Source organism: Catellatospora aurea, assembly GCF_042663325.1.
GTDB lineage: Bacteria > Actinomycetota > Actinomycetes > Mycobacteriales > Micromonosporaceae > Catellatospora > Catellatospora aurea.
Genome location: NZ_JBHTAC010000031.1, coordinates 1 through 24,776, shown reverse-complemented (window position 1 = coordinate 24,776; position 24,776 = coordinate 1). Strand labels below are relative to the sequence as shown.

The window sequence follows — 24,776 nt, the reverse complement described above, 5'->3', positions numbered from 1 at the left end:
ATCCAAGCAGAGATCGTTCAGCCCAGCAGGCCCGTCGCCCGGTAGCGGGCCGCGAACTCGCGCAGCTCGACCAGGCCCGGCTCGTCGAGGCTGCCGGCCCGCGCGGCCCAGGCCAGCGACAGCATCCGGTTGCTGGCGTCGCCGATGCGGGCGAAGTGGGCGGCCGCGGTGACGTGATCACCGGCGACCGTGGCCAGGGCCGCCCGGACCCAGGGCGTACGCCGTGGCGAGCGCGCCAGCATGTTTCGCACCCGCTCCTGGTCCACGGCTCCCAGCAGCGCCGCCGCGTGCCCCGCGGCCGCCACCCACTCGCCGAACGGCAGCATCACCCGGGCCTGCCAGTCCTGCTCCAGCTCGCCGAGCAGGGACGAGGCCTCCTCGGCCCGGCCCTGCAGCGCCCGGCACAGCGCGGCGGGGGCGACGGCTCCGCGCAGCACCCGGTGGAACCCGCTGCGGCGGGCGGAGTCGAGCAGCTTCTCGATCGCGTCGTCGTCGGGCTGCTCGCCGCGCAGCACCCGGATCCAGGACGAGGTGAGCACGGACATGGCATCCCACTCGGCCGCGCTGGAGCGCATCGTCTCGCTGATGGCGCGCACCTGGGTGTCCCAGTCCCCGGCGAAGAAGGCGTCGGCGGCCTCCTTGTGGAAGTTCGTGGCCAGGCTCAGCCCGCCCGCGATGTCCACGGTGCGCTGCTCGTCCAGCAGCCGGTGGTGCCGGGGCAGGTCGCCCTCCTCCAGGCAGGCCCAGGCGTAGTTCTGCACCGCCCGGCGGCGGCTGGTCAGCCGGTGCTCCCGGCAGTGCTCGGTGAGCAGCTCCAGCTCGCTGAACCCGGTCGGATCACCCGCGATGTAGCGCGCCGTGGCGGAGGTGATGCGGGCGTTGGCGTGCACCTCGGCCAGGCCGATCCGGTCGGCGATGTCGGCCGCGGCCTCGGCGGCGGCGATCGCCGGCTCGGTCTCGTAGTTCATCATGTGCACCCGGGCCAGCTCCAGCAGCGCCTCGGCCTTCTCCAGGGTCTCCGGCAGCTCCTCGTAGCGCTCCACGGCGGCGTCCAGGTGGGCCAGGGTCGCGGCCCGGTCCGCGCGGCTCCAGGCGACCGTGCCGAGCAGCGTCAGCGCCCGCGCTGCGCCGGCCCGCTCGCCGAGCCGGTCCAGCTCCTCGGCCAGCTCGGCGAGCCGCTGCGGGCCGCCGCCGTCGGCGAACTCGTCCCCGGCCCGGTACAGCGCCAGCTCGGCGGCGAACAGGTCCAGCAGCGGGTCGTGCGCCAGCTTCAGGCTGAACGCCCGGTCCAGCAGCGTCGCCGCGGCGTCCAGGGCATGCAGGGCGTACGCGCGCCGGGCCGCCCGGTGCAGCGCGGTGCGCGCCGCGGGGGCGTACGGCTCGGGGTCCATGCCCAGCGTCCGGGCGATCTCGTGAGCGGCCCAGCGGTGGTTGGCCAGCACCTCGGCGAGGTCGGTGACCCGGTTGTCGGCGATCTGCTCCAGCCAGTCGGCGGTGCGCTGGTGCCGGGCGACCCGCTCGCTGCGCGGCAGCCGCTGGTAGCAGACGTCGCGGACCAGCACGTGGCGGAACGCGTACTCCGGCTCGCCGGCCATGGCCGAGGTCGGGTGCTCGGCGACCAGGTCACGCTGCTGCAGCCGCTGCAGGGACCGGGTCACCACGTCGACGGGCAGGCCCAGCGACCCGGCCACCGCGCCCGGCCAGAACTGGGTGCCGACGACCGCGGCGGCCTGCAGCACCGAGCGGTCCGTCGGGTCGAGCAGGTCGAGCCGGTTGGCGATGACCGCCTGCACCGTCTGCGGCATCGGGGTGGCGTCGCCGTCGGCCAGTGCCCAGTTGCCGCCGACCGGGCGCAGCTCGCCCCGCTCGACCAGCATGCGCACGAACTCGTGGGCGTAGAGCGGGTTGCCGCCGGCCAGCTCCACCAGCGGGGCGACCCCGGTGGCGGGGAACACGGCCTGGCCGAACATCAGCCGGTACATGGCGGCGATGTGCTCGTCGTGCATCGGGCCCAGCGACACCGAGACGGCGCCGCTGACCGCGCTGGTCCAGCCGGGCCGCCGCTCGCGCAGCTCGGGCCGGGCGGTCGCGACCACCAGCAGCGGCACGCCGGGGCCGATGCTGCCCAGCATCTCGACGAAGCGCAGCATGGCCTCGTCGGCCCAGTGCATGTCCTCGAAGACCAGCACGGTCGGGTTGGCCGTGGTCATCGCCAGCAGGAAGCGCCGCCAGGCCGACTCGGTCTCGCCGGGGGTCAGGCCCGCGCCGGGCAGGCCCACCAGCGGGCCCAGGGCGTCGCCGAGCCGGGCCGCCTCCAGCTCCCCGCACATGGCCCGCAGCGCGCTCTCCAGCCGGTTGCGGGCGGTCGCCTCGTCGTCGGTGTCGAGGATGCCGACCTGCGCCTTCACGATCTCGGCCAGCGCCGCGTAGGTCACGTTCTCGCCGAACGGCGGGCAGTGCCCGACCCGCCAGCACACCGTGGTCTCCGGGATGCGCTCGGCGTGCCGGGCCAGCTCGCGCAGCAGCCGGCTCTTGCCGATGCCGGCCGGCCCGAATACGGTGACCAGCTGCGGGCTGCGGTCGCGGATGGTCCGGTGCAGCGCGGTGACCAGCAGGCCGCGCTCGTGGTCGCGGTTGACCATCGGGGTGGACTCGTCCCGGTCGCGCCGCTGCAGCCGCGCGGACACCGCGAGGAAGACCCGGCTGGTCGAGCTGCGGCCCTTGAGCGTGCGGGGCGGCAGCTCGTCGTACTCGATGTCGTCGGCGCTGGCCCGGGCGGTGTCGGCGCACACGAACACCGCGTGCGGCGGGGCGGCGGCCTGCAGCCGGGCCGCGGTGTTGACCACGTCGCCGGCCACGATGGCCTGCCCGCCGTCGCGGGCGGCGCCCACGTCGACCAGCGCCTCCCCGGTCGCCACCCCGGCCCGGAAGGTGGCCGCGGCGGCCAGCGGCCCGCGGCTCAGCACCCGCTGCGCCTCCAGCCCGGCCCGCACCGCGCGCAGCGCGTCGGTCTCGGTGGCGACCGGCGCGCCGAAGATGGCCATCACCGCGTCGCCGATGTACTTCTCCACCACGCCGCCGAACTGCCGGACCACCTGGCGCACCGCGCTGAAGTACTCCTGCTGCAGGATGCGCACCTGCTCCGGGTCGGACTGCTCGGCGTACGTGGTGAAGCCGACCATGTCGACGAACAGCACGCTGACCTGACGCCGGTCCTCCCGTGCGGGCGGCCCCTGCCCCGCGGCCAGCGGGTTGCCGCACCCGGTGCAGAAGAGGTCGCCGAAAGCCACCGTACGTCCGCAATGGACGCAAGGTGGGGTCAGGTTCGCCCCGCAGCCGCCGCAGAACCTGTCGTCCGGGCCGGCCGCGCGGGAGCAGTGCGCGCAGGTTGGGGTCTTCACGTCTCCGCCAGGTCGCCGGAGGTCCAGTATGGCCTGACCGCCCGGGTCGTTTCCTTACCGCTGTAGCTAACGCGACAAGGGGTCCGCACCAACACCGCCGCGCGGCTACAGTTTCGTGCACTGACAGACCGCGGCCTGCACGCCGGGGTCTCGTGTGGCGCTGGAGGCGTTCGGGGGGTCCCGCCGGAGGCGGGCCGCCGGTGCGCACGCCAGCGGACGCTAACCGATCGATGGTCGTACGTGGGAGGCCGAACGATGTTGGTGCGACTGGCGCTCGCCTGGACCGACCCCTTCGGGGTCGCGCACGGCGTGGGCGAGCTTGTGGACATCGACGCGGTCACCCTCGCCGAGCTCGAAGAGCAGGGAGTGGTGGAGAACATGACCGAGATTCAGCCGACACCCGACCAGCCGCAGAAGGCGTGGGTCGGCCCCGGTGCGCCGCCGACCGGTGACAAGGCGTGGGTCGGCCCCGGGTCGCCGCCCGCCGGTGACAAGGCGTGGGTGGGCCCCGGCGCGCCGCCGGCCGACGACCCGGACGCGGAGACCGACGAGCAGCCGTGACCGCCTGAGTTGACGTGAGGGCGGGCCGGGAGATCCGGCCCGCCCTCACCGTTCGCTCAGCTCGCGGTGCAGGCCACCCCGTTGAGCTTCACGTTCGTCGGGGCCGTGGACGGGCCGGAGCCGGTGAAGCTGACCGTCCAGCTCTGCGCGGGCGCCAGGTTCGGGGCCCAGCCCGGCGCGGTGACCGTCACCGTGCCGCCGCTGCTGGTGAACGTGCCGTTCCAGCCGTTGACGATCACCTGGCCGCTGCCGAGCGTGAAGGTCAGCACCCAGTTGGTGAACGTGGTGCTGCCGGTGTTGGTCAGCACCAGCGAGGCGTTGTAGCCGTTGGGCCACGAGTTGTCGATCCGGTACACCGCACGGCAGCTCGTCCCGGTGTTCGGGCTGGGGCTCGCGCTGGGGCTCGGCGACGCGCTGGGCGACGGGCTCGTGCTGCGGCTCGGACTCGGGCTGGCGCTGGGACTCGCACTGGCCGACGGCGATGGGCTCGCCGAGCGGGACGGGCTGACGCTCGGCGAGGGGTCGACGACCCCGCTCTTGGCCTTCATGTTCAGCGAGTGCTGCCGGAACACGGCGTGCTCGGGGCAGCCCTGGCCGGAGTCGAAGCCGCCGCAGTTGCTGTTGGCGGGGAACCACCAGAACGCGTCGCCGTCGCCGCCGGCGGCCTCCATCTCGGCGTACATCTCGGACCACCAGGTGGTCTTGTCGTCGTGCACGTTCCACTCGCCGAGGAAGAACGGCTTGCCGACCACGGTGTGCGCGTCGCTGATCCAGCGGCGCAGCAGCGCGCGGGCCGAGGCGAAGTTCAGGCCGGCCCAGCCCTCGGTCGGGTACATGTGCCCCGAGGTGAAGTCGATGTACGGCGAGGACTGGATGTAGGTCCACGGGCCGCCGGAGTCGCCGCCGTAGCCGTACTTCGTCTCCTGGCCCTCCTGGCCGGTGCCCAGCAGGTGGTTCGGGTCCAGGCTCTTGACCAGCGCGCCCATCTCGTCGACCCAGGCCCGCAGGGTGGTGCCCGTGGTGTTCTCGTTGGGCGTGGCGTCGGGGTAGCGGGGCTCGTTCATGAGCTCCCAGGCCAGCACGGTGGGGTCGTTCTTCCAGGCGACCCCGGTGAACGAGTTGACCCGCGTCAGGGCTTTGGTGACGTAGTTCCGGTATTGCGTGAAGCAGCCGGGGCAGGCGGTCTTGTTGAAGAAGCGCCAGCGGTTGGCGTACCCGGTGGGCAGGCCCTCCCAGGACAGGCGCTTGTCGATGCCGCCGTACGCCTCCCAGAAGTTCTCGAACACCGGGATGAGCCGGATGTCGTGGTCCCGGGCCGACTTCATCACGTAGTCGAAGAGGATGAACGCCTCCTCGGTGTAGACGCCCTCGGCGGCCTCGAAGCCCATCCAGTCCTCGTGGCTGAACATCCACAGCCGCAGCACCGACACGTTGTCGCTCTGCAGCCGCGTCATGTGGGCGTCGATCTTGGCTTTGTCGACGTACTGCTCGCCGGGCAGCCAGTCGTAGCCGAAGGTGAACACGTCGTAGGTGTTGGCGCCGGCGAAGTAGTAAGGCTTGCCGTCCAGGCAGAAGCGGATGCCGCAGCGGGTGACGAAGCTGTCGCGCGGGTCGGCCGCCTGGGCGGCGGGGGAGCCGACGAACGGCATGGCCAGGGCCAGCGTGGCCGTGACCGCCGCGAGCGCGGCCAGCAGGGCACGCCGTGGAGAACGGGGCATGGGGTCTCCTCGATAACGCGGCCGTTCTCAGCGATGCGGGCACATCGCGGGCGATGGGAACGGCCGTCAATGGAAGCGCTCCCATACTAGGGTGCGACCCTCGTCAGGTAAAGCGGTTCAGTAGAGGCCGAACCCGTTGCGCGCGAACGGCTCGAGGCTCCACCCTGCGTGGGGGAGGAGCCTCGATCGGTGGACCTGTCGGCGTCAGCGGTCCTGCATGCCCGCGCGGCGGCGCAGGGCGGGGACGTCCATCACCACGATGCGGCGGCCTTCGGTGCGCAGCCATCCCCGGCTGGCGAAGGAGCCGATCGCCTGGTTCACGCTCTGCCGCGAGCCGCCCGCCATCTCGGCCAGCTGGCTCTGGTTCAGCTCGATGGTGATCATCGGGGCCTGGCTCTCGCCGGCCAGCCGCACCAGCGTCTTCGCGACGCGGCCCGGCAGGTCCAGGAAGACGTGGTCGGCGTTCTGCTCGGTGAGCCGGCGGATCAACCCGCCCAGCGAGCGCATGACCGCGTCGAGGATGCGCGGGTTCGAGTGCACCAGCTCCATGAACGCGCCGCGCGACAGCGCCAGTGCGGTGCAGTCCTCCAGCGCCTCGGCCGAGAGCGAGCGGGCCGCACCGTCCAGAAGGGACACCTCGCCGAGCACGTCCGGTGGGCGCATCACGGACAGCACCGCACGCTCGCCGGTCGGGGAGGTGCGGAAGACCGCCACCGAACCCCGCTTGAGCACGATGAGGGACTCACCGGGGTCGTTCTCGACAAACAGCAGCTGCCCCTTGCGGAAGGTGCGGGGCACCGCCGCGGCGATCACCCGCTGCCGAACCTCAGGCTCCAGACCAGCGAACATGTCGACCCCGGTGAGCGCGTCCGCAGCTTCCGGAATGCGAATCTCCACCGCCTACCCCTTCCGTGTTCCCACCCCCACCGGCATCCACGGTCGTGGCGGCCGGTGCAACCCTGGACAGATCATCGCGTGCGTGAGCCGCCACGTCCACTCCGTGCGTCGCCATCGGAGGCCGTCCATCAACAGATCTGCCGTAACGCAGACACCTCCGACGGATACGACACCGTGTCGCCACGTGTGATAATCCGCCCGTGCTGGCTGACGATACGATCCGCACGACACTTCGTACGGCATGGCACCTTCAGCCGGACGGCTGCACTCCGCTGGACGGTGAGCCGACGACATCGACCAGGACGGTTGCCGTAGGTGACCGGCGGTACCTGGCGGTCCTGGTGGCGGGTGCCGAGCGGCCCCGGTTCGAGGCCGGGCTGGCCGCGGCCGAACATCTCGACCGGCGGGGCATCGACACGGGAGCCCCGGTGCGCGCCGCGGACGGCGCGCTGAGCGTGCCCGTCGGCGAGCACGTGCTCGCGCTGCTCGTCTTCGTGCCCGGCCGCCCGCTCGACGGCGCGGACCCCGTGGACCAGCAGTGGTGGGGCGACCGGCTCGGCGCGGCGCACCGCGGGCTCGCCGGCTTCCGGCATCCGGGTCTGGCCGAGTGGCACCCGCTGCGTCCGGACGCGCCGTATCTGTCCTGTGCGGGCTGGCTGCGGCCGGCGATCACCGGCGCGGTCACCGCGCTGACGAAGCTGCAGATCACCGATCGGCTCACGGTCGGCCCGCTGCACGGCGACCCGCGCCCGGCGGCGTTCCGGCTCGACCACGACACCGGCCGCATCGGGCTGGTCAGCTGGGGCCGGGCGGGGTTCGGCCCGCTGATGTACGACGTGGCCTCGGCCGTCCGGCACGCGGGCGGCCCGGAGCGGGCGCGGGAGCTGCTGGCGGCGTACGAGGCCGCGGGCCCGGTGCCGGTCGCCGAGATCGAGGGCAGCCTGGACACCCTGCTGCGCTTCCGCTGGGCGCTGGAGGCCGACGCGTGCGCCCGCGCCCTGGCGGCGCTGGCCCCCGACGCCCCCGCCGGCCGCTGGCGCGACCACCTCGACCAGGCCCGTTTCGCGCTCCTCGACGACTGAGCGTCAAGAAGGGCACCTTCCTCCACGCATGGCGATGGGAAGGTGCCCTTCCTTTGGGCTAGGGGGTGCGGAGGTGGGTGAGGACGAGAGGGTCGATGTGGCCGGGGACCAGTCGCTCTTCGAGGTTCTCGATGCCGGCCCAGTCGGACAGGGCGGCGTCGAGATCGGACGCGGTGTGGCCGCGGGCGGTCAGCAGGGCGCGGACCTCGTCGGCGACGGCGTCGCGCAGGGGGAGCAGGGTCGCCGGGTCGGGCTTGCCGAACAGCAGGGTGTGGATGTCGAGCAGGCGGGCCAGCTCGGCGCACGGGTCGGGGTGATCGTCCACGCGCAGGTCGACGACGATGTCGCTGGTGCCGCCGTAGCCCTGGCCGGGGGCGACGACGTACAACGCCGCGCTCTGTCGCCCGCGCCGGTCGCCGCCCGCATCGTCGCCCGCACGTAGGGCCGCCAGCAGCCGGTACGCGAGCGCGTCGGCCGGGTCGGCGGCCAGCCAGGCGGTCTCCATGGCGGCGGCCACCTCGGGTCCGGTGAGGATGTTGCCCTGGATCGCGTATCCGTCGCCGGTGCGCCCGCCGGCCCAGCCGTGGCACCCCGACCCGGTGTACGTCGCGCCGTCGCCGGTGCGGCCCACCACGCCCAGCTGGCGTGATTCGCGTTCCGGGTCGGCGGCGGTCAGCCCGGCCACCACGTCGGCCGCCGCGGTGCCGGTGCGCAGCAGGGCCAGCCCTTGCGGGCGGTAGGCCAGGTTGGCGTAGGACTGGGTGGCCAGCGCACCCACGGCGGCCTCCGCGGCGGGCACGGCTGCCCCGGCGGCCAGGAACTTGCTGGCTACGGCGACCCCGTGTGCGACCCCGTCGGCCGAACGCGCGACGATCGAGAACGTCATGGCGCCCAGGGTAGGGCCCACGGCGCCGGACGCACCGCAGAGGGACAGGGGAAGACGTGGCCTACCGCTATTTCTACGACTGCGAGTTCATCGAGGACGGAGTCACCATCGACCTGGTCTCGATCGGCGTGGTCGACGAGTTCGGCCGGGAGTTCTACGCCGTGTCCACCGAGTTCGACCCGAAGCGGGCCATTCCGTGGGTGCGTGACAACGTGCTGAACCTGCTCCCGTCCCCGGCGGACAAGGCGTGGCGCTCGCGCGAGCGCATCCGCACCGAGCTGCTGGAGTTCCTCACCGAGCCGTTGCAGGGCCGGCCGCAGGAGACCATCGAGCTGTGGGCCTGGTACGGCGCGTACGACCACGTGTGCCTGGCGCAGCTGTGGGGGCCGATGGTGGCGCTGCCCCGGGCGATTCCGCGCTTCACCAAGGAGCTGCGCCAGCTGTGGGACGAGAAGGGACGCCCGACGCTGCCCGAGGCGGCCACGGCCCGGCACGACGCGCTCGTGGACGCCCGGCACAACCTGGCCCGCTGGAAGGCGATGACGGCGCGTAAGCGCAAGGACGCGAAACCGCCGGCGGTGGACGCCGGGTGAAGGGCCGATGACGGGCCGGAACGGCACGCCCCGGGCTGCCGTCGCTCTGTCACGCACGGGTAACCTTGCCGTGACGACACTGTTGCGCTGGCCTGGTGACCGGCTCGCGCCCCCGACATGTGGACAGCGGCGGGGCGTGCTGGCCTTACCCGGGCAAGCCCAGTACAGTGCGCATTTGCGGCCCGCCCCGGCCGGCAGCGTAGCCGTGATCACTCGTCTCCCGGGGCCCGGCAACTGACTACCCGTAATCGGGAGGACGAGAAAATGCGTATCGGCGTACTCACCGGCGGCGGCGACTGCCCCGGTCTCAACGCGGTCATCCGCGCCGTGGTCCGCAAGGGCGTGGGCACCTACGGGCACGAGTTCGTCGGGTTCCGCGACGGCTGGAAGGGCCCGCTGGAGGGCATCACCCGCCCGCTGGGCATCCCGGAGGTCCGGGGCATCCTGCCGCGCGGCGGCACGATCCTGGGCTCGTCCCGCACCAACCCGTTCAAGATCGAGAACGGCGTGGAGCGGATCAAGCAGAACCTGGCCGACATGGGCGTCGACGCGCTCGTGGCGATCGGCGGCGAGGACACCCTCGGGGTGGCCACCAAGCTGACCGAGCTGGGCGTGAACGTCGTCGGCGTGCCGAAGACGATCGACAACGACCTGGGTGCGACCGACTTCACGTTCGGCTTCGACACCGCGGTCAACATCGCCATGGAGGCGATCGACCGGCTGCACACCACGGCCGAGTCGCACCACCGCACCGTGGTCGTCGAGGTCATGGGCCGCCACGCGGGCTGGATCGCGCTGCACGCGGGCCTGGCCGGCGGCGCGAACGTGATCCTGCTCCCCGAGCAGAAGTTCGACCTGGACAAGGTCGTCGAGCACGTGGAGACCCGGTTCAAGACCAACTACTCGCCGATCATCGTGATCTCCGAGGGCGCCATGCCGACCGACGGTGACATGATCACCCTCAACGGCGAGCTGGACGCGTTCGGCCACGTGCGCCTCGGCGGCATCGGCAACTGGCTGGCCGACCAGCTGGAGAAGCGCACCGGCAAGGAGGCCCGCGCGGTCGTGCTGGGCCACACCCAGCGCGGCGGCACGCCGACCGCCTTCGACCGGGTGCTCGCGACCCGTTTCGGCCTGCACGCCATCGACGCCGTCCACGAGGGCGACTTCGGCAAGATGGTCGCCCTGCGCAGCACGGACATCGTCCGCGTCCCGCTGGCCGAAGCCACCCGCGAGCTCAAGACCGTCCCCCTCCACCGCTACACCGAGGCCGAGGCCTTCTTCGGCTGAGCCCGACCCACGGCGGGTTGATCATGAACCTAAGGAAGTGTTCGGCGGCGTGTCGGCACCCCTAACTTCATGATCAACCCGCTTCGCGCATGGAGGGAGTACGGATGTACACCGTTGCCGTGATCGGGGCGGGGAAGATCGGAGAGGTGCTGCTCTCCGGGCTGGTGAAGGCCGGGTGGCCGGTGGATCAGATCGTCGCCACCGCGCGGCGGGAGGAGCGGGCCGAGCAGCTGCGCAACCGGTACGGCATCAGGGTGCTGGACAACGCGGAGGCGGTGGCCGCCGCCGACGTGGTGGCGATCGCGGTCAAGCCGCAGGACGCCGGCGCGCTGATGGCCGAGCTGGGGCCGCAGATCCCGGCGGGCAAGCTGGTGATCTCGCTGTGTGCGGGCCTGCCGACGGGCTTCTTCACCAAGTGGCTGGCCGAGGGCACGCCGGTGGTGCGGGTCATGACGAACACGCCCGCCCTGGTCGACGAGGCCATGACGGCGATCTCGGCCGGGCCGCACGCCACCGCGCACCACCTGGGGATCGCCGAGGAGCTGTTCTCACCGCTGGGCCGCACCATCCGCGTGCCGGAGAGCCAGCAGGACGCGGTCACCGCGCTGTCCGGCTCCGGCCCGGCGTACTTCTACTTCCTGGTCGAGGCGATGACCGACGCGGGCATCCTGCTCGGGCTGCCGCGCCAGGTGGCGCACGATCTCATCGTGCAGACCGCGATCGGGTCGGCCATCATGCTGCGCGACTCGGGGGAGCACCCGGTGAAGCTGCGCGAGGCCGTCACCTCGCCCGCGGGCACCACCATCTCCGCCATCCGCGAGTTGGAGAACCACGGGGTGCGCGCGGCGTTCCTGGCCGCCCTGGAGGCCGCCCGCGACCGGGCAAAGGAGATCGCCGACCAGGCGTCCTGAGCGCGTTCACGTGATCGGAGGACCCCCGCGGGATCATTCACGCCTGCGGGGGTTCCTGCTGTTCGGAGCGTCGTCTTAGGCTCGGACCAGGGAGTTTGAGCCGAACCCCCGGCCCCGTAGCTCCGCCCCCGGAGCCGCACGCAAGGAGACGGCCATGCGACGCGCAGCAACGATCCTCGGGACCACCCTCGCCGCCCTCATGATCTCCGCCCCGGCCTACGCCTACGCACACGACAAGGTCACCAACCCCGTGCTGCACGCGATCCTCGACGTGCTCACCCTCGCGGTCGTCACCGCTCCGGTGTGGACCGCCTTCGCCTGGTCCCGCGGCCGCCGCTCGGCAGCGCTGATGCTGCTGATCGGACTGGTGCAGATCCCCGCGGGCGTGCTGGCGTTCGTGCCCATCCCCGACCCCGTGCTGCACGCGGCCGCACTCGTGACCAGCCTCGCGATCACGGTCACCTCGATCGTCTACGTACGGCGCGAGGTCGCCCTCGCCGCCGCGGTCGAGACGGCCGGCTGAGAGACCCGCTGCCGGGGCGACCCGGCGGACGGTGCGAACCCGCTGTCGGCTGTGTGCGACGAGTCGCGGACGGCCGGCGGCGGTACCGCGCAACCGCCCGATCCGGTGCCGCTGCCGGGTCGGACGGTTGCGCGCAGGGCCACCCGCTCGCCGTCGAGGTCCAGCTCCAGCTGCTCGCCGCTGCGCCGCACCCGCGGACAGCCCGCGTGCGGCACGCTCCAGACTCCGTCGGTACGCCGGTACGCCGTCCACCGGCAGTGCTCCTCCCCGACGTACCCCCAGGCCATGAAGAGCTCGGTGCCCCGATAGCGGTAGAGCCCCACGGTGGCGGTGCGCCCGTCCTCGGGCCGGCGGAAGAACTCGCCGGTCAGCCCCGGCACGACATGGCCTTCGAGGTCGACGTCGGCCACGGTCCGGTGCGGCGTGTACTCGGCCAGCCGTGGCAGCGCGCCGATCTCGCGCCGCACGTCATCGCCCTGCACCGCCGGACCGCTTCGCTCGCTCATGCCTGATCAACGAGGCCGCGCCCTGGTGGCGACACGTTCGCGCAGCGTGATCTCAGGGTGCGGAATGCGCCACGTCGGCTGCGGGCGGCGGCGGACGCGGCCTTACCCTGGAGGCCATGCGCCACGAATGGCATGAGCTCAGGCACCCCGGTCTCGAACTGGGCGACAACCGGCAGCCCGGCGAGTCCGGCGTCACCATCGGCCGGCCCACCACGGTCGCCTCGGCGGAGGACCTGGGCCTGGACCACTGGCGCACCCTGCCGCGGGCGCAGATGCCGCCGTGGGAGGACTACAGCGAGGTCGAGCAGGTGTGCCGGGTGCTGGACTCGGTGCCCTCGGTCGTCGCGCCGTACGAGGTCGACCAGCTGCGCCAGCGGCTGGCGCAGGTGTGCGAGGGCAAGGCGTTCCTGCTGCAGGGCGGCGACTGCGCCGAGACGTTCGCCGACAACACCGAGAGCCACCTGTTGGCCAACGCCCGCACGCTGCTGCAGATGGCGGTGGTGCTGACGTACGGCGCGAGCATGCCGGTGGTCAAGGTGGCCCGGGTCGCCGGGCAGTACACCAAGCCGCGTTCGCAGCCGCTGGACTCGCTGGGGCTGCCCGCGTACCGCGGCGACATGATCAACTCGCTGGAGCCGACGCCCGAGGCCCGCGTCGCCGACCCGCAGCGCATGATCCGGGCGTACGCCAACGCGGCCGCCGCGATGAACATGCTGCGCGCGTACCTCGGCGGCGGCCTGGGCGACCTGCACGCCGTGCACGACTGGAACCGCGACTTCGTGCGCACCTCCGCCTTCGGCGAGCGTTACGAGGCCATCGCCCGCGAGATCGACCGGGCGCTCGCGTTCATCCGCGCCTGCGGCATGACCGACGAGGAGGCGCTGCGCACCGTCACGCTCTACGCCTCGCACGAGGCGCTGGCGCTGGAGTACGACCGGGCGCTGACCCGGATCGCCGACGGCAGGGCGTACGGCCTGTCCGGCCACTTCCTGTGGGTCGGCGAGCGCACCCGCGACCTCGACGGCGCGCACCTGGACTTCATCTCCCGCATCGCCAACCCGATCGGTGTGAAGCTCGGCCCGACCACCACGCCCGACTACGCGCTGCGCCTGTGCGAGATGCTCAACCCGGACAACATCCCGGGCAAGCTCACGCTGATCAGCCGGATGGGCAACCACCAGGTCCGCGACGCGCTGCCGAAGCTGGTCGAGACGGTGCGCGACAACGGCGCGAAGGTCGTCTGGCAGTGCGACCCGATGCACGGCAACACCCACGAGTCGTCCAACGGGTACAAGACCCGCCACTTCGACCGCATCGTCGACGAGGTGCTGGGCTACTTCGAGGTGCACAAGATGCTGGGCACCCACCCGGGCGGCATCCACATCGAGCTGACCGGCGAGGACGTCACCGAGTGCCTGGGCGGCGCGCAGGCCCTGGCCGACGCCGACCTGGAGCGCCGCTACGAGACCGCCTGCGACCCGCGCCTGAACACCCAGCAGTCGCTGGAACTGGCCTTCCTGGTCGCGGAGATGCTCCGCGGCTGAGCCGCCTCGGCCCATGATGGCCGTTTCCAGTCATGATCTGCGCACCGACTGCAGATCATGACCGGCAACGGTGATCACCAGGCGCCGCCGCGGCGCGCGTCAGCAGTCCTTCGCCGTCGATGCGAAGCCGATCACCCGAGGGGTCGGCACCGGTTCCCATCGCGAGACGCCCAGCACGGTGTAGCGCACTGGCAGGCTTTCGACCCAGGTCCGGGCGCAGGGCGCGGGCGGCTCGTCGGTGCGCACCGTGAGCACCAGGTTCAGGTCACCGCCGGCGGCGATGACGACCGGCTGGAACGGCTGTTTCCCGCCCGGGAACATGACATGCACGTCCACGATCGTGAAACTGTCCAGGTCTCGCCGCAGCTCCTCGATCCTGACCGGGTGCGGGCCGGGGTTCGCGATGGGGAAATAGAAGCGGTGCAGGACGGCAGGGTCCCAGGTGAAGCGCAGTTCGGTGACACCGCCGGCCCGGTGCTCCTCGTGCTGGGAACCGCCGCTCAGGCTGCCCGCCGCCAGCCGGTAGCCGTCGGCCTCGGTCGGTGTGGACTGCTGGGACTGCTGGGCCTGGCGCGCCGCCGTGACCTGCCGTACGGCGACAGCGCCGGCCAGTGTGAGCACCACCACGATGGCTCCGATGAGCAGCGTTCGTGGTCGGATCCGCCGCCCCTGCCGTGACGAGGCCTCCTGCGGCGAGGCCTCGTGTGACGAGGGCCCGAAGTCGATCTCAGGCGTGGCCGGTTCGGGTGTGTCGTCGTGCGGGAGCGGGCCGTTGTCGGCCTGGGCGTCGGTCACAGCACGCAGGATAGGAACAATCACCCGGCGGCGCTGTCCCGTGATCCGGACCGCCCGGCGGCCGCTCGGCCCGATGCGGTAGGAACGAGGCATGACGCAACTGGTTGATCTTCGCAGCGACACCGTGACCAAGCCGACCGCGCCGATGCGGGCCGCGATGGCCGCCGCCGAGGTCGGTGACGACGTGTACGCCGAGGACCCGACCGTCAACGCCCTGGAGCGCAAGGTCGCCGCGATGTTCGGGCACGAGGCGGCGCTGTTCGCTCCGACCGGCTCGATGGCCAACCAGATCGCGCTGCAGCTGATCGTGCCGCCCGCGCAGGAGCTGCTGTGCGATGCGAACGCGCACGTGGTGACGTACGAGATCGGCGCGGCCGCGGCCATCGGCGGCATCTCCAGCCGCACCTGGCCCTTCGCGGCCGGCGCGATCGACGTCGAGCAGGTCGCCTCGATGATCCGCCCCGACGGCTACCACGCCGTGCCGACCCGGGCGATCGCCGTCGAGCAGACCCACAACATGGCCGGCGGCGTCGTCATCGGACTGGAGACGCTGCGCGCCCTGCGCGAGGTCGCCGACACCGCGGGCATCGCGATGCACTGCGACGGGGCCCGGATCTGGCACGCGCACATCGCCGACGGGGTGCCGCCGGCCGAGTACGGCGCGCTGTTCGACACGCTGTCGGTGTGCCTGTCCAAGGGCCTGGGCGCGCCGGTCGGCTCGCTGGTGGTCGGCAGCGCCGAGAAGATCGCCAAGGCGCGCTGGATCCGCAAGCGCATGGGCGGCGGGATGCGGCAGGCGGGCATTCTCGCCGCGGCGGGTGTCTACGCGCTGGACAACCACGTGGAGCGGCTTGCCGAGGACCACGTGCGGGCGCGGCGGCTCGCCGAGGCGCTGGCCCCGTTCGGCGTCGTGGACCTGGACCGGGTGCGTACCAACCTGGTCATCCTCGACCTCGCCAAGACCGCCCTCGACGCGCCCACCCTGGCAGCCCGAGCCCGGGAGCAGGGCGTGCTGGTCAGCGCGCTGGGCCCGCGCACCGGCCGCCTCATCACCCACCTGGACATCGACGACGCCGCCATCGACCGGGCCATCGACGTGCTGACAAGCCTTCTCTGAGCACCCGCCCAGCTTGCACTTTCGGGGAAACTGCGGGAATGACCTGAGCTCAAGCAGCAGTTTCCTGGAAACTGCAGCCGCCTTGGCGCAGAGACGACGGCGGGCCGGTGCGTCAGCACCGGCCCGCCGTGTACGCGGAAGCTCAGGGCTCCGGGTGTTCCGTGACGTTCTGGAGGTAGAGGCCCTCGCCCAGGCTGGCGATGAGGCCGAGCTGGGTCTCCAGGTAGTCGATGTGGTGCTCCTCGTCCTGGAGGATGTCCTCGAAGATGTTGGCCGAGGTCACGTCACCGACCGAGCGCATGTACTCGATGCCCAGGCGCAGCCGCTCGACGGCCTCGACCTCGACCTTCATGTCGCACTCGAACTGCTCCTTGACGGTCTCGCCGATGCGCAGCGCGAAGAGCTTCTGGAAGTTCGGCAGGCCGTCGAGGAACAGGATCCGCTCGGCGAGCCGGTCGGCGTGCTTCATCTCGTCGATCGACTCGTGCCGGGTGTACTTCGCGAGCTTCGTGTATCCCCAGTTCTCCTGCATGCGGTAGTGCAGCCAGTACTGGTTGATCGCGGTGAGCTCGGCGGTCAGCTGCTCGTTGAGGAACTCTATGACTCGGGCGTCGCCTTGCATGGTGAAGAAACCCCCCACGGGAACTCTCGTATGGGGGTAAATCTACGCGTGTTGTCCCGTTATACGGCGATTGCCACGAGCGTGTCGGTGTTCTCCTCGTCGATCAGGTCCACGATGCGGTCCAGGCAGGAACCGCATCCGGTCCCCGCGCCACATGCCTCGCCGACGGAGTCCTCGCAGCGCGCGCCCGCGCGGATCGCCGAGCGCACCTCGCACTCACGAACCCGTTCACAGATGCACACGAACACAGCAGGGACCCTTCGGCACTGGAGGAGTGAGGCTCGCGGTCAAGCAAGCCTTGCCTCAGTAAGGGTGCCCTAAAGGAAATGCCTAGCGCAAGCCCCTGAGCAGGGAAATGTCAGCGGCGTGCGTCTCACCGGGCGTCTCGACGATGATCGGAACACCGGCGACGGCGGGGTGGCGGAACATCTCGGCGAACGCCTCGGAACCGATCAGGCCCTTGCCGATGGCCTCGTGCCGGTCGCGAGTGGACCCCATCGGGTCCTTGGAGTCGTTGGCGTGCACCAGGCCCAGCCGGTCCGGCCCGCACACCTCGACCAGGGCGTCCAGGGTCAGCGTCATGCCGCCGGGTTTGGCCAGGTCGTGCCCGGCCGCCCAGGCGTGGCACGTGTCGAAGCACACGCCCAGGCGCGGGTGGCGGTCCACCGCGTCCAGGTACGGCCCCAGGTCCTCGACGCGGGCCGCCAGCGAGCGCCCGCCGCCCGCGCTGGGCTCGACCAGCAGCCGCGGGCCGTCTTCGGGCAGCGCGTCCAGCAGCGGCAGCAGCACCTCGCGCACCTGGCGCATCGCGGCCGGGGCGTGCTCGGCGTCGACCGAGGAGCCGGCGTGGAAGACGACCCCGCGTGCGCCGATCGCCGCCGCCCGCAGCAGCGCGTGCGTCAGCACCTCGCGGGACTGCTCGACCGTCGCGGCGGTGGGGGAGCCGATGTTCACCAGCAGCGAGGCATGCACGTAAGCGGGGACGGACCGGGTGTGGCAGCCCGCCGTGAAGGCCTCGTCCTGAGCGGGGTCGCCGGGCGGGCGGGCCCAGCCCCGCGGGTTGCCCACGTAGACCTGCACCGCCGCGGCCGACACCTTGTCGATGTAGGGCAGCGCGGCTTTCGCCAGCCCTCCGGCGACCGGTGCGTGCGCCCCGACCTGGTTGGTCATCCCAGCTGACATTCGATCACCACTTGCTGTCCCGCCTGCACGGCCGTGTTCGACGCCGGGTTCTGGTTCACGACCTTGAACCAGTTCTTGTCCCCGAGCACGCCTCGGACCTCGACCTGCAGCCCCATCGAGGCGAGCAGGCCCTCGGCGTCGCCGCAGCGCGCGTTGCGCACCTCCGGCATCGCCTTCACGTTCTGATTGTTGCTGACCTGCAGCTTCACCTCGTCGTTGGGCTCCGCGCCGGCACCGTTGGCAGGTGTCTGCTTCACCACGATGTCGTACGGCTTGTCCGACTCGACGCGCTCGACGCTGACCCGCAGGCCCATCTTCTGCAGGATGTCGGTCGCCTCGGCGACCGTCTTGCCCTCGACGAACGGCACGCTCAGCGGGGCCTTGCCCTTGCTGACGATGACCTTGACCTCGGTGCCGGGCGGGACCTCGGTGTCGGCCTTCGGGTCGGTCGACAGCACGGTGCCCTTCGGGGCGAGGTCGTCGTACTTCTCCCCGGCCTTGACCGGCTTCAGTTTCAGCGGCGCGGCCTGCATGTCGGCGACGGCCAGCTCCCACGACTTGCCCACCACGTCCGGCACCAGGTAGCGCTCGGGCCCGGCGGACAGGGTCAGGACCACCGTGCCGCCGCGCACGACCCGCTCGCCGGGCGGCGGGTTCTGCACGAGCACCACGTCCTTGGGCACGTCCTCGCGGTACTGCGGGTCCAGGAACCGGTACTCGAGACCGGCCTGGGCCAGCGTGCTGATCGCCTGGTCCTTGGTCAGGTTCGTCAGCTGCGGCGTCACCTCGTACCGGCCGAAGCCCAGCCACCAGCCGCCGGTCAGCACCAGCAGGGCGAGCACGACCGCGCCCGCGGTCAGCGCCAGGCGGCCCCGCGGATCGCCCATGAGCTTGCGGTACTGCGCCTTGATCCGGTCGACCGGGCTGCTCGGGGCCGGCGCGGGCGCGCGGCGGCGCGAGCGCGGCGCGGGCTGCGCGTCGGGCAGCCGGGCCCAGGACGGGCGCGCGGCGGGCGTCACGTGGCTGACGATCACGGTCTCCTGCTCGACCGGGCGCATCCGCTGCGTGGTGCCGCTCGCGGCGATGTTCTCGCGGGCGGCCTGCACGGCGGCCAGCAGCGCGCCCGCGTCGGTGGGGCGGCCGCCGGGGGAGCGGCGGGTCGCGGCGGCGACCAGCTCGTCCAGCACCGGGGGCAGGCCGGCGACGATGCGCGACGGCGGCGGCACGTCGCGGTCCACGTGCTGCCAGGCCACCTCGACGGGGCGCTCGGCGTCGTAGGGCACGCGGCCGGTGAGGATCTCGAACAGCACGATGCCGGCGCTGTACACGTCGCTGCGCGGGTCGGCGTGGCCGTCGGTGACCAGTTCCGGGGCGACGTAGGCGACGGTGGCCATGAGCTGGCCGCCGTTCGGGTCGTCGGCGCTGGCCTCGACGGCGCGGGCCAGCCCGAAGTCGGCCACCTTCGCGACGGCGTCGATGAGGTTGTGGCTGCCGCCGGTGGGCGCCTCGGCGACCAGCACGTTCTCGGGCTTGACGTCGCGGTGCACCAGACCGGCGCGGTGCGCCGCGGCCAGCGCCGCCAGCACCTGCTCCATCACCGCGAGGGCCTCGACCGGGGTGAGCCGGCGGCGCTCGGCGAGGATGTCGCGCAGCGTGCGGCCGCGTACGTACTCCATCACCAGGTAGGGCAGGCCGGCGTGGGTGCCCTGGTCGTAGACGGCGACGACGTTGGGATGGGTCAGCCGGGCGATCGTCTTGGCCTCGTCGGTGAAGCGGTCGAGGCTGAACGCCTGGCCGGCCGCATCGCGTACCTGCGCCGGGTGAATGATCTTCAGGGCGACGGTGCGCTCCAGGCGCTCGTCCACAGCCGTGTAGACGGTCGCCATGCCACCACGAGCCACGCGACCGCGGATGCGGTAGCGCCCGTCGACGAGTGTGCCGAGTAGTGGATCGGCGACCTGAGTGTCCATCGCAGCGCAGTCTAAGTCAGGCGGTGGCCCGCGTCGTACACCCGCGCGTGCGATCGCGTCGCGACCGGGCGTTTCTCCTGCATGGCTAGGGGGTCTCCAGGTCCTCGCCGGCATCCGGCGAACCCGGCTGCGAGGTGTCCGGAATCACGATCGCCGACGCCGACGCCAGCGCGGACGCCGAGGCCGACGCCGAGGGGGACGCGCTGGGGCTGGGCGACGGGCTCGGCGAGGGGGACGGCGACGGCGTGGGCGACGGGGACGGCGTGGGCGACGATTCGCAGTCGCACGGAGTCGGCGTCGGGGTGGGTGCGGACGTGCGCCGCGGGCTGGGACGCGGGGTGACGAGACGGCCGGCCGGGACGTCTTTCACCCGATCGGTGGGGCTGGGCGTCGCACCGGCCTGCCGCCACGGCACGGGTTCGGCGGAGCCGGCCGGCGCGGGCACCCGTGGCAGGGCGCCGGGTGCGCGCTCGTCCCCGAGCACGGCGTCCACCCCGGCCGCGACCGCGTAGTAGCCGCCGACCCCGACCGAGGCGAGCATCATCGCGCCGGCCGCCAGGACCACCCGGTGGCGGGTCCGGGGCGGTGGCTCCGGCCCGTCGCCGACTGCGGGCATGACGGAGGTGGTGTCGTTCGCCCGGCGCCGGGCGAGGTCGTAGCGCAGCGAACGGCGTGCGCCGTCGATCTCCCGTTTGATCGTCTGCCAGGGACTCATCGGGGTCTCCTCTCCTCGGCCGGCACGGCGCTCGGGATGGGGATGCGGTGGTGTGCCCGGTCGGCGACGTGGCAAGGTGTGGAGGTGGCCGAAACTTCGCACTCGACGACCGACGCACCCACGACCTGGCTGCCCTTGCCGGACGTGGCCGAGCGCCTGGGCCTGCCGATTCTCAAGGTGCACCAGATGATCAAGGACGGCTCGCTGCTGGCCGTACGCCATGAGGGCGTGCGCCAGGTGCCCGCGGAACTGGTGGCCAACGACATCGTGCTCAAGCACCTCCCCGGCGTGCTGACGTTGCTGCGCGACGCCGGGTTCAACGACGATGAGGCCGTGCGGTGGCTCTACACCGCCGACGACACGCTTCCGGGGACGCCCGCGGCGGCGCTGGGCGGCGACAAGGCCCGCGAGGTGAAGCGCCGGGCCCAGGCCGTGGCCTTCTGACGGTGTACGCGTACCTGGCGGTCCTGCTCGGCTGCCTGCTGTGCGCGCTGTGGCTGGAGCCGGTGCTGCGGGTCGGGGTGCTGCGCCAGTGGCGGCGGCTGCTGCTGGTGGCCGTGCCCGTGGTGCTGGTCTTCGGCGCGTGGGACCTGCTTGCGATCGCGGCCGGGCACTGGTCGTTCGATCATGATCAGGTGCTGGGCGTCTGGCTGCCCGGTGGCATGCCGCTGGAGGAGCTGCTGTTCTTCCTGGTGGTGCCGCTGTGCGCGATCCTCGGTTTCGAGGCCGTGCGCACGGTGCTGGACCGGGTGCGGCGTCCGTGACGTACACGGTGGCGGCCGTGCTCGGCCTGGCCGGCGCGGTGGCGGTCGACCTGCTGGTGTTGCGCACCCGAGTGCTGCTGAGCCTGGTGTTCTGGGCGACGTATCCGATCGTGCTGCTGTTCCAGCTGCTCAGCAACGGGGTGCTGACCGGTCGCGGGGTGGTCCGCTACGCGCCGGAGGCGATCACGGGCGTGCGGATCGCGTACGCCCCGGTCGAGGACCTGGTCTTCGGTTTCGCGCTGGTGCTGTTCACGCTGTCGCTCTGGGTCTGGACCGGACGGCGACGACGATCAGCGCGGCCGTGACCGCGAACGCGCCGACCGCCTTGGTCAGCACCGGCACCCCCAGCCCGTTGGGCAGCGTCAGCACCGCGCAGGCCACGGCTGCCACGGCCACCCACCGCCGCCGCCGCGGATCCGTCTCCGCCGCGGCCAGCACGGCCAGCGGCGCGAGCGCGTACCACGGATAGAACACCGGCCCGAGCAGCGCCGTCGCCGCCATCACCCACCCGCACGCCCGCACCACGGCCCCCACATCACCGCGCCGCCGCCACGCGTGCACCAGCCCCCACACCCCGACCGCCGCCAGCGCCACCAGCCCCAGCGCCCGCCCCTCGGCCACCGCGGCGTCGACCCACTCACCCCGCCCCACCAGCCGGAACACGTAACCGACGGCCATGCCCACCGCGGTGGGCGGCGAACTCCACTGCACCAGCTCCCCGGTTCCCCGCAGCGCCGCCACCCACCCGAGCCCCAGCCCCGACCCGAAACTCACCGCCGCGAACGCCGCGATCCCCGCCACGGCCGCGCCCCACCATCGCCGCCCCAACAGGATCACCACGAACGGCACCACCACGACCGCGGTCACCTTGACCCCCACCGCGCACGCCACCACCACCCCCGCCCCGACTGCCCCCCACCACGCCGCCGCCCCGCCGTCGCGATCCCGTGGGCGGTGGGGCAGGGCGAGGGCTAGCGCGGTGACGGAGAGGGCGGCGACGAGGGCGTCGTTGTGCAGGGCGGAGAGGGCGTGGGCGGCGGTGAGGGGGGTGAGCAGGGCCAGCCAGTAGGCGGCGGAGACGGGGACGCCGCAGGCGCGGGCCAGGGGTGGTAGGGCGAGGGCGAGCAGGGTCACCGCGGTGAGGGTGAGCAGGCGTAGGCCGGCCAGGGCGCCGAGCAGGCCGCCGAGGGCGGTGACCAGCCCGGTGAGCAGCACCGCGACCGGACCGTAGGGGGTCGGTGTGTGCCACCACAGCTCGGGCACCGCCGCGGTCCAGGGGCAGCCGCCGTCGGCGACCCCCATCGCGTACGGGTCCAGGCCCGCGCGCCACAGCCAGCCCTGGCAGGCGTACGCATAGGCGTCGCGGCTGCCCAGCGGCGGTGCGACCAGCAGCGGAGCGGCCCACGCCGCCCCGACGGCCAGCAGACGCCACGACGAGCCGGGCCACCGTCCGGCCGCGCCGGCCCGGCCCAGCCGCCACCACGCGACCGTCCAGCCGGCCAGGCCGGCCAGCCAGCACGCCAGCCCCAGCAGGAAACTCCCGGACACCGCGCCGAACCCGCCCAGCCGCAGCCCAGGCCCGGGGTCGCCGGCCGGCAACGCGCCCGCCAGGTAGGCGGAGGCGGCCAGCAGCACGCCCGAGACGCAGCCCAGGGCGACCGTGGCGCGGGAGGTGGGGTGGGGGAGCACCAGTCGATGATTCCACGGTCCTTGATCGCGACCGCGCGACACCGCACACTCCCTGATGTGGACAGGTACGCGACGCGGCGCAACATCACGATCGCCGCCGTGGTGGCGGTGCTGCTGGTCGCCGTCATGGCGCTGCTCGGGTACTGCGCGCGCACCGCGCTGGCGCCCTCAGGCGACGGCAGCGCACCTGCGGCGTCGGCGGTCCGGACCCCGGTGTCGGGCCTGCCCACCGTGCCCCTGCGCGACCTGCCCAAGGAGGCGGTCGCCACGGTCGCCCTGATCGACGCGAACGGGCCGTTCCCCTACGACAAGGACGGCACCGTCTTCGGCAACCTGGAGGGCATCCTGCCCCGGCAGCCGCGCGGCTACTACCGGGAGTACACGGTGCCCACGCCGGGTTCCCGCGACCGCGGCGCGCGGCGGCTGGTCGCGGGCCGCGACGGCGATCTCTACTACACCGCCGACCACTACGAGAGCTTCCGGCAGGTGCTGCGCTGACTCAGGTGGCGCGGTGCACCGCGGCGTCGGCCAGCTCGCGCAGCATCTCGGCCGCCTCCGGCTCGACCGGCGCGGCCTCCAGCGCGGCGAGCGCCGCCGAGGTCAGCTCGGCGATGTACGCCTCCGTGCGGGCCAGCGCGCCCGACTCCGTGATGATCCGGCGCAGCTGCGCCACCCCCGCCTCGTCGAGGTCGGGGCTGCCCAGCGTGGCGGCGACCGTGTCCCGGTCGGCGGGCGCGGCGTGCGCGAGCGCCATCACGATCAGGTAGGTCCGCTTGCCCTCGCGCAGGTCGTCCCCGGCCGGCTTGCCCGTGGCGACCGGGTCGCCGAACACCCCGAGCACGTCGTCCCGCAGCTGGAACGCCTCGCCCAGCGGCAGCCCGAAGGCCGAGTACGCCTCGCTCAGCGCGGCGGGGGCGTCGGCCAGCGCGGCCCCCAGCAGCAGCGGGTGCTCGACGGTGTACTTCGCCGACTTGAACCGGGCCACCTGCGACGCCCGCTCCACCGAGGTGTCCGCGGACGCCTGGGTGAGCACGTCGAGGTACTGACCGATCATGACCTCGGTGCGCATCAGGTCGAACACCGGCCGGGCCCGGGCCACCGTCACCGGGTCGAGCCCGCTCTCGTGCAGCAGCTCGTCGGACCAGACCAGGCACAGGTCGCCGAGCAGGATCGCCGCCGCCGCGCCGAACCCGGCCGCCCCGCCCTGCCAGCGCTCCCGGTCGTGCAGCATCGCGAACCGGCGGTGCACCGCGGGCTCGCCGCGGCGGGTGTCGGAGGCGTCCATCAGGTCGTCGTGCATCAGCGCGCTGGCCTGCACCAGCTCCAGCGCGGCCAGCGCGGACACCACGTCGTCGCGGTCGTCGCCGCCCGCGCCGCGGTAACCCCAGTAGGCGAAGGCCGGACGCAGGCGCTTGCCGCCGCCCAGCACGAACGCCTCCACGGCGTCGGCCAGCGGGGCCAGGCCGGCGTCGATGCCCGCCATGTGCGCCCGGCGGTCGGCAAGGAAGACCGCGAGAGCCTTCTCGACCCGCGACCGCAGCGCGGCCCGGTCCACCGGGTGAATGGTCATGGGACGAACTTAGTTCACTCCCGGCCGTGTGGATGACCCCGGTAGGTATGACGTGAGCTGTGTGATCAGCTCACTCAGCTCACGGATCGGCCGGGTCTGCGGCCGGGCCGCCAGCCGCACCGACAATTCGCGGGTCTGCTCGGCCGCCCGCACCGATCCGGCCCGCACCGCCTCGACCGCCGCGTCCGCGCCGACCGCGCAGGCCTGCTCCACCTCGCCGACACCCAGCAGGGCACGCGCGTACCAGCCCGCATAGACCGCCCTGGTGCGCGGCTGACCACGGCGCGGCCGGCGCAGGCCCGGCTGCGCCAGCAGCGGCAGCGCCCGCACCGGCCGGTCCAGCGCGACCAGGCACCGGCCCGTCATGGCGGCCAGTTCCGCCTGGTCCAGCCAGTACAGCCAGGACGGCTCCTGGTCCGGGCGGACCCGGTCGCCGAGCC

25 protein-coding genes and 1 pseudogene are annotated in these 24,776 nt (G+C 72.7%); 12 read left to right on the top strand and 14 right to left on the bottom strand.

The annotated features are described in order from the left end of the window. Window positions 1–17: 17 nt before the first annotated feature. Complete coding sequence (locus ACFQO7_RS25505; protein WP_376808736.1) at window positions 18–3,401, bottom strand: AAA family ATPase; 3,384 nt, start codon at window positions 3,399–3,401, stop codon at window positions 18–20. Window positions 3,402–3,656: 255 nt separating this feature from the next. On the opposite strand from ACFQO7_RS25505, the gene ACFQO7_RS25500 reads away from it, so the two are divergent. Next, window positions 3,657–3,962, top strand: a complete 306-nt coding sequence (locus tag ACFQO7_RS25500) for a hypothetical protein (protein ID WP_361045581.1) — start codon at window positions 3,657–3,659, stop codon at window positions 3,960–3,962. A 56-nt stretch (window positions 3,963–4,018) separates the two neighbouring features. Here ACFQO7_RS25500 and ACFQO7_RS25495 read toward each other — a convergent pair whose 3' ends face one another. Beyond that, window positions 4,019–5,680 (bottom strand): cellulose binding domain-containing protein, encoded by a 1,662-nt coding sequence (locus tag ACFQO7_RS25495; RefSeq protein ID WP_376808735.1) that lies wholly within the window; start codon window positions 5,678–5,680, stop codon window positions 4,019–4,021. Between the two features lie 204 nt (window positions 5,681–5,884). Further along, the gene (locus ACFQO7_RS25490; RefSeq protein WP_203687929.1) at window positions 5,885–6,577 is read right to left on the bottom strand and encodes a Crp/Fnr family transcriptional regulator; all 693 of its coding nucleotides are present in this window, start codon (window positions 6,575–6,577) and stop codon (window positions 5,885–5,887) included. A 200-nt stretch (window positions 6,578–6,777) separates the two neighbouring features. Between ACFQO7_RS25490 and ACFQO7_RS25485 the strand changes: the two genes are divergently transcribed. After that, window positions 6,778–7,659, top strand: a complete 882-nt coding sequence (locus ACFQO7_RS25485; RefSeq protein ID WP_376808734.1) for a phosphotransferase enzyme family protein — start codon at window positions 6,778–6,780, stop codon at window positions 7,657–7,659. Between the two features lie 58 nt (window positions 7,660–7,717). Here the strand turns inward: ACFQO7_RS25485 and ACFQO7_RS25480 are convergent, their stop codons facing one another. After that, on the bottom strand, window positions 7,718–8,545 hold the full coding sequence (locus ACFQO7_RS25480; RefSeq protein WP_376808733.1) for a DUF1028 domain-containing protein: 828 nt from the start codon (window positions 8,543–8,545) through the stop codon (window positions 7,718–7,720). A 56-nt stretch (window positions 8,546–8,601) separates the two neighbouring features. On the opposite strand from ACFQO7_RS25480, the gene ACFQO7_RS25475 reads away from it, so the two are divergent. The 4 genes from ACFQO7_RS25475 to ACFQO7_RS25460 all read left to right on the top strand — a co-directional run bounded on the left by ACFQO7_RS25475 (window position 8,602) and on the right by ACFQO7_RS25460 (window position 11,862). Then, the gene (locus ACFQO7_RS25475; protein WP_376808732.1) at window positions 8,602–9,138 is read left to right on the top strand and encodes a polyadenylate-specific 3'-exoribonuclease AS; all 537 of its coding nucleotides are present in this window, start codon (window positions 8,602–8,604) and stop codon (window positions 9,136–9,138) included. A gap of 264 nt (window positions 9,139–9,402) precedes the next feature. Further along, window positions 9,403–10,428 (top strand): 6-phosphofructokinase, encoded by a 1,026-nt coding sequence (locus ACFQO7_RS25470; protein ID WP_361045591.1) that lies wholly within the window; start codon window positions 9,403–9,405, stop codon window positions 10,426–10,428. Window positions 10,429–10,517: 89 nt separating this feature from the next. After that, window positions 10,518–11,339, top strand: a complete 822-nt coding sequence (gene proC, locus ACFQO7_RS25465) for a pyrroline-5-carboxylate reductase (protein ID WP_376808731.1) — start codon at window positions 10,518–10,520, stop codon at window positions 11,337–11,339. Between the two features lie 154 nt (window positions 11,340–11,493). Next, a complete protein-coding gene (locus tag ACFQO7_RS25460) occupies window positions 11,494–11,862 on the top strand; it encodes a hypothetical protein (protein ID WP_376808730.1) in 369 nt (122 codons plus the stop codon). On the opposite strand, the gene ACFQO7_RS25455 is transcribed toward ACFQO7_RS25460, so the two are convergent. Continuing rightward, window positions 11,811–12,368, bottom strand: coding sequence for a hypothetical protein (locus tag ACFQO7_RS25455; protein WP_376808729.1), 558 nt, complete (start codon window positions 12,366–12,368; stop codon window positions 11,811–11,813). The two genes, ACFQO7_RS25460 and ACFQO7_RS25455, sit on opposite strands and share 52 nt — an antisense overlap. Window positions 12,369–12,484: 116 nt before the next feature. Between ACFQO7_RS25455 and ACFQO7_RS25450 the strand changes: the two genes are divergently transcribed. After that, a complete protein-coding gene (locus ACFQO7_RS25450) occupies window positions 12,485–13,912 on the top strand; it encodes a class II 3-deoxy-7-phosphoheptulonate synthase (RefSeq protein ID WP_360537348.1) in 1,428 nt (475 codons plus the stop codon). Between the two features lie 99 nt (window positions 13,913–14,011). Here ACFQO7_RS25450 and ACFQO7_RS25445 read toward each other — a convergent pair whose 3' ends face one another. Then, on the bottom strand, window positions 14,012–14,707 hold the full coding sequence (locus tag ACFQO7_RS25445; RefSeq protein ID WP_376808728.1) for a hypothetical protein: 696 nt from the start codon (window positions 14,705–14,707) through the stop codon (window positions 14,012–14,014). Between the two features lie 91 nt (window positions 14,708–14,798). On the opposite strand from ACFQO7_RS25445, the gene ACFQO7_RS25440 reads away from it, so the two are divergent. Beyond that, entirely contained in the window at window positions 14,799–15,824 is a 1,026-nt protein-coding gene (locus ACFQO7_RS25440; protein ID WP_376808727.1) for a threonine aldolase family protein, read from the top strand. Between the two features lie 142 nt (window positions 15,825–15,966). On the opposite strand, the gene bfr is transcribed toward ACFQO7_RS25440, so the two are convergent. The 5 genes from bfr to ACFQO7_RS25415 all read right to left on the bottom strand — a co-directional run bounded on the left by bfr (window position 15,967) and on the right by ACFQO7_RS25415 (window position 20,313). Beyond that, on the bottom strand, window positions 15,967–16,464 hold the full coding sequence (bfr, locus tag ACFQO7_RS25435; protein ID WP_465252388.1) for a bacterioferritin: 498 nt from the start codon (window positions 16,462–16,464) through the stop codon (window positions 15,967–15,969). Between the two features lie 41 nt (window positions 16,465–16,505). Then, the gene (locus ACFQO7_RS25430) at window positions 16,506–16,688 is read right to left on the bottom strand and encodes a (2Fe-2S)-binding protein (protein WP_376808780.1); all 183 of its coding nucleotides are present in this window, start codon (window positions 16,686–16,688) and stop codon (window positions 16,506–16,508) included. An 88-nt stretch (window positions 16,689–16,776) separates the two neighbouring features. Then, window positions 16,777–17,628, bottom strand: coding sequence for a deoxyribonuclease IV (locus tag ACFQO7_RS25425; RefSeq protein ID WP_376808726.1), 852 nt, complete (start codon window positions 17,626–17,628; stop codon window positions 16,777–16,779). Next, window positions 17,613–19,598 (bottom strand): Stk1 family PASTA domain-containing Ser/Thr kinase, encoded by a 1,986-nt coding sequence (pknB, locus tag ACFQO7_RS25420; protein ID WP_376808725.1) that lies wholly within the window; start codon window positions 19,596–19,598, stop codon window positions 17,613–17,615. The genes ACFQO7_RS25425 and pknB overlap by 16 nt, the downstream gene beginning before the upstream one ends. Before the next feature lie 85 nt (window positions 19,599–19,683). Next, window positions 19,684–20,313 (bottom strand): hypothetical protein, encoded by a 630-nt coding sequence (locus ACFQO7_RS25415; RefSeq protein WP_376808724.1) that lies wholly within the window; start codon window positions 20,311–20,313, stop codon window positions 19,684–19,686. Between the two features lie 84 nt (window positions 20,314–20,397). Between ACFQO7_RS25415 and ACFQO7_RS25410 the strand changes: the two genes are divergently transcribed. Genes ACFQO7_RS25410 through ACFQO7_RS25400 form a run of 3 tightly spaced genes read left to right on the top strand, consistent with a single transcriptional unit; the run spans window position 20,398 to window position 21,382 of the window. After that, window positions 20,398–20,757 carry an Rv2175c family DNA-binding protein gene (locus ACFQO7_RS25410; protein WP_239167012.1) on the top strand — a complete coding sequence of 120 codons (360 nt, stop codon included), beginning with the start codon at window positions 20,398–20,400 and terminating at the stop codon, window positions 20,755–20,757. A gap of 2 nt (window positions 20,758–20,759) precedes the next feature. Then, complete coding sequence (locus ACFQO7_RS25405) at window positions 20,760–21,077, top strand: lycopene cyclase domain-containing protein (RefSeq protein ID WP_376808723.1); 318 nt, start codon at window positions 20,760–20,762, stop codon at window positions 21,075–21,077. Next, window positions 21,074–21,382 carry a lycopene cyclase domain-containing protein gene (locus ACFQO7_RS25400; RefSeq protein WP_376808722.1) on the top strand — a complete coding sequence of 103 codons (309 nt, stop codon included), beginning with the start codon at window positions 21,074–21,076 and terminating at the stop codon, window positions 21,380–21,382. Before ACFQO7_RS25405 ends, ACFQO7_RS25400 begins: the two co-directional genes overlap by 4 nt. Here the strand turns inward: ACFQO7_RS25400 and mptB are convergent. Further along, a complete protein-coding gene (mptB, locus tag ACFQO7_RS25395) occupies window positions 21,327–22,766 on the bottom strand; it encodes a polyprenol phosphomannose-dependent alpha 1,6 mannosyltransferase MptB (protein ID WP_376808721.1) in 1,440 nt (479 codons plus the stop codon). The genes ACFQO7_RS25400 and mptB overlap by 56 nt on opposite strands. 57 nt (window positions 22,767–22,823) lie before the next feature. Here mptB and ACFQO7_RS25390 point away from each other — a divergent pair, with 57 nt between their 5' ends. Beyond that, the gene (locus ACFQO7_RS25390) at window positions 22,824–23,264 is read left to right on the top strand and encodes a guanyl-specific ribonuclease (protein WP_376808720.1); all 441 of its coding nucleotides are present in this window, start codon (window positions 22,824–22,826) and stop codon (window positions 23,262–23,264) included. Window position 23,265: 1 nt separating this feature from the next. On the opposite strand, the gene ACFQO7_RS25385 is transcribed toward ACFQO7_RS25390, so the two are convergent. Both ACFQO7_RS25385 and ACFQO7_RS25380 read right to left on the bottom strand, forming a co-directional pair. Then, window positions 23,266–24,336, bottom strand: a complete 1,071-nt coding sequence (locus ACFQO7_RS25385) for a polyprenyl synthetase family protein (RefSeq protein WP_376808719.1) — start codon at window positions 24,334–24,336, stop codon at window positions 23,266–23,268. A gap of 9 nt (window positions 24,337–24,345) precedes the next feature. Further along, window positions 24,346–24,776 (bottom strand): annotated as a pseudogene (locus ACFQO7_RS25380) (helix-turn-helix domain-containing protein); the annotation flags it as partial.